We start from the raw sequence: 4,183 nt of genomic DNA, 5'->3' as shown, positions 1-4,183 counted from the left end.
ATACTCAATACCTATAATTTCCTTGGCTCGATCTGGATGCTTTTCAATATATTGCAGTGGGTTTGGCATATTAGATAAAATACTATTTTACAGTTTTGCTATCTTTTTTGTCCACAGATTATATTTAGGATTGGTCTAATCTTCTAATGCTGTTTCGTTGGTTTGGCTGACCATGATAATTTAAGATTGCTGGCGATCGGGTATATGCTTATTGTTCCCTAATATGTACCCCAGATCGTTTGGCTATCTATCTTCCGTATTCCTGAATCATAAAAATCGGATTACTGGACTTGGGCTGATTTTGTTTTTTGACCCGAATCGCACGGTTGGTGAAATCGCTTTGGGATTGGAGATAGGTATGAAGAGTTTGCACCTGTCCCGAATAATCGCGGTCATCTTTGCAAATAACGATCCCGCAGTGCTGAACACCGCTGCGATGTAGCTTGACAAAATCATCGCGGTTGAGGGTGATGACGGTGCGGTTCTGCTGTTGAGCAAAGACTAGTACCTCGTCATCAGGAATGCCTTGGTTAGCTTGTCCGGCTTCGTATGTGGTGGTGACATCGTAACCACATTGGCGCAGGGCTATGACCATCTCGAAAGGGAAATTTTCGTTGGCGTAGAGATCGATCGGGTTCATTCTGCTTCGGAGTTGTGATCGGCAATAATTGTGTCAATCTCTGCGCTGTGGGCATCGTAATAAATCCAAGCGGCGTTGAGATCTAAGGAAGTCAATGTTGGATAGTTGCGGAGCAATTCGGCTTCATCGGCTCCTTGATGACGGAAAGAAACCAATGTCCAAATGGGAATGCGGGTGTTGCGAATGCGAGCATACCCGCCGCAAACTCCTGGAGTCGATTGGATCGCTCTTGCCAGTAGTTTTTCTTGCAGTAAGGTGTTTTCTTCTGGAGTGAGAGCTACGGTAATTTGGACTAGAGAATCAACTAGTTGGGTGTTCATCAGCTAATACGGTTAAATTTTCATCTTTCCTGTTACAGCTTGGGAAATAATAATAGATCTAAATTCCTCTAGGATTTTTATCTCGCGTTCAGCAGTATCAATGATCGTGTCAATTTCATGTGTTTTTCTAGTTACTGTATATTCAATTAGATCTTGTTCTTTCCTTGACGGAAGTACGATATCAATACACAAAAACATAATTGCGTAAAGTCGGAGCCGCGATGAATGCAAACCAGTAGAGATTCGATTATACTCAGCTACATATTCTCTGCTACGCAGTAAATGCTCTAAATACCAGGAATTAAAAGTATTTTGTTTTATCTGTCTAAAAACCCATAAGATGAACTAACAATTCCAGTTTGCTTTGATACGCCTAAAGCTCCCATCCATGCCCACATAATATTAATTACAAGATCGTCTTTTTGACACAACTTAGATCCGGAATAGTCCTCTGCCATAAACATTGAAACATTTTTCTCCGATCTTGGAGTCACCCCTGTAATATGAGATACAGAGAGTAATTCTTCTTCTCCTGTTTTTGAACGATCGTTAATTTCTTTGAATAAATACTTAGCTCTATAAATTTCCCAATTTTCAGGAATTTCGCCTATCCAGTCAATACCACTATCGCGCATTGGTACATTGGGATTAAGACCTTTGGTGACAGCTCGATCAATCAGGATAGCTTTTTGTTCTTTGAGCAGCTTGATGAGTCGTTGTTTTTGTTCGATCGCTTGGTCTATTTCGGCGGTCTTGCGATCGAGAAATTCAACTATTCTCTTTTGTTCGTCGATAGGTGGAATAGGTGACTTTATACTTAAAAACGTATCAATTTTAATAACCTTTCTCAATCCAGAGTACAGGGATCGGAGGCATTTATCAAAATCCAACGAAAGATAGTAATAATAAAAGTATCTACTATCAATCTCATTACCACATTCAAATATTTCATAAGCTCCTGTAATCATGCCATTGTGATTTGCGTGACCAACAGTTCGAGGGGTTTCCTCAACATCAAAAAGACAAAATATTAAATTGTTAGGAGCGACAATCTTATAAGTATTGAATTCTGCGGGGAATTTTCCATGAGGATTATCCATGTCTCTCACTATCACGCCCTGCAAGGTAAGAGAAAGAAGAGTAAAGTTACTAGAAGTTTTTCCAACAGTATCTTTTTTTTCTGAGATTAAGAATTTATTTTTCTTTAACTTCCAATGACTAGGGATCTCTCCTAACCACTCAACACCACTATCTTTATAACTCTCATACTTTGGAAAAGACACCATTACTCAACCTCTCATCACCTAATTTAGAGCATTCAACAAATCTTCCAATTACGCTAAACGGCTAATGCCTCAAATAGTAATTCTCGTTCTAGTGCTAAATTAAGAGACACTTTATCTAATGAATGGTGTTTACCCTTAACCGCCAATATTGGAGCAGTTGTAGAAATATATTCTAGAAGATCTTTATTTTTGTCTGTAGAACTTCCCGCCCACTCAATGCAGATATTATCCAACACAAAACATAAACTATGAGAAATACCCAATGTCTGTAGAGCGAATGGTTTTGCTCCCATCTTAATTAAGGTGTTTTCGCCTTCCTGCGTCTGGACTACTTGCCCATTCAACTTCACTAAAGCCACATCGATATCTTCATGCCAAGGGCTATAGTTATAGTAATACCAATCCAGATTGGTTAATTGTTTACCAGTCCATTTAACAGCATAGAGATCCGCTAGATATAAAAAATTGACCAACTGAATTTTAGTAAGAAAACCGTTGGTTTGACAAACGAAATATAAAATTAATGTTTCTAACATCAAGCGAGGTTCCACGATTTAATTACCTCCTTAGCTACGATCGGCTGGCTGTAATAGTTCGCACGATCTAGTGAATTTCATTTTAGCATTGCAATCGATCGATCGGGAACTGAGATTACTCGATCGCGTAGCGTACCATCGGTAATCGAATATCACTCTCAAGTATTTGTTAAGACCGAGATAGCCCCATTTGGAATTCTACAGGATGAGTAAATATAATTTCCAAAGCATGAGCAATTTCAGTCAACCTAGCTAAACTAGCCGCAGCATATCGATCTGCTTCATACCGCTGAATTTGTTGCTCTTGCACCCCGATTTTAGCGGCTAGTTCCTTCTGAGTTATCCCCGCCGCAATTCTGGCTTTAATTAATCCGATCGCCAAGTCATCGATCGAACCAATTTGAATCGGTGTTTTCTGTTGTTTGAGATTGTCATATTCAACGATCTCTGATTGTAAGCGATCGAGTAAAACTTGAATACCATTCTTCTCCGCTTGTAATAAACGCTGTGTCAAATTAGATGGATTGGTGTCTAGATCTGTTAAATCTTGTTCTAGTTCTCTCACCTTAGTTTGAGTGATTTTGTATTGATGCTCGTTTTGAATCACGATCTGCTTCCTCTTAAAAGATTTACTTATAGATTTATAACAACAATACCCTTGGCATTACCATCGCGATCGGTTTGAAAAAATCCTGCTCTATTACCACCAAGAACTAGTTCTACTCCAAATCTTGCTTTTTGAGCATCAAGATCGGCATCGATAAAAATTGGGTCGATGATATTCTCATCAATAAAAATTCCCTCAAAACAACCATCAATATCACCTGGTTCTTCTTTATTAGTAACAAAACTACCGCCGATATAAACACGATCGCATCCAGCTTGCCTGAGTGAATCTAGCGCAGAGCGTAACCCTAATAGCATTTGCTGTCGGTAACTATTGAAACCAAACCTTCGGTTAAATTCTACTTCATCAGTCTCATACACTCCCTGCGGGAGATACCCCCGCTCATCAAATGGTGGAATGGGTGCATTCATCGCATTGAAGTTGATATATTACCAAGAGTCCAACAAATTTGTTGTTCTGTTATCAGGATAGCACAAGCGATCGGCGATCGCGAGGTGCAATGAGATCCATCAACTCATCTCCCCAAAACTAACCAACTTCTTCAGCAACCCCTCAGTTTCCCGCTCTAACTGCAAGATCTCCGCCGTTACTTCCGCCAAAGATCTCAACGGCTGGTGCTGATAGAAATACTTGTTATACTCTAAACGGTTAAGATCTGGACTTTTGCAAAAGATTGAAAATTGAGTGTTAATAGGCTGTCTAGCTTTTCTTTCCGGTCTGTATTCGCGGTGCCGATACAGGTGGAAATTTCCGCTTTAAAATCAGCAAAATTC

General features: G+C 39.6%; 5 protein-coding genes and 1 pseudogene. All 6 read right to left on the bottom strand.

All coding sequences use genetic code 11. The features are described from left to right. Positions 1-247 precede the first annotated feature (247 nt). Positions 248-640, bottom strand: a complete 393-nt coding sequence (locus ACEW9J_RS03020; RefSeq protein WP_373543666.1) for a DUF5615 family PIN-like protein — start codon at positions 638-640, stop codon at positions 248-250. Next, positions 637-960, bottom strand: a complete 324-nt coding sequence (locus ACEW9J_RS03015; RefSeq protein ID WP_373543665.1) for a DUF433 domain-containing protein — start codon at positions 958-960, stop codon at positions 637-639. The genes ACEW9J_RS03020 and ACEW9J_RS03015 overlap by 4 nt, the downstream gene beginning before the upstream one ends. 12 nt (positions 961-972) lie before the next feature. Then, a pseudogene (locus tag ACEW9J_RS03010) lies at positions 973-2,246 on the bottom strand (restriction endonuclease subunit S). Positions 2,247-2,299: 53 nt separating this feature from the next. Further along, a complete protein-coding gene (locus tag ACEW9J_RS03005) occupies positions 2,300-2,782 on the bottom strand; it encodes a hypothetical protein (protein WP_373543664.1) in 483 nt (160 codons plus the stop codon). Positions 2,783-2,951: 169 nt separating this feature from the next. Next, on the bottom strand, positions 2,952-3,389 hold the full coding sequence (locus ACEW9J_RS03000; protein ID WP_373543663.1) for a helix-turn-helix transcriptional regulator: 438 nt from the start codon (positions 3,387-3,389) through the stop codon (positions 2,952-2,954). Between the two features lie 26 nt (positions 3,390-3,415). After that, the gene (locus ACEW9J_RS02995; protein WP_373543662.1) at positions 3,416-3,820 is read right to left on the bottom strand and encodes a hypothetical protein; all 405 of its coding nucleotides are present in this window, start codon (positions 3,818-3,820) and stop codon (positions 3,416-3,418) included. Positions 3,821-4,183: the final 363 nt, after the last annotated feature.

The organism is Chamaesiphon sp., from assembly GCF_041737865.1.
Lineage (GTDB): Bacteria > Cyanobacteriota > Cyanobacteriia > Cyanobacteriales > Chamaesiphonaceae > Chamaesiphon.
Note: the sequence above shows the minus strand (reverse complement) of the source record. Positions and strands in the feature narration are given on the sequence as shown.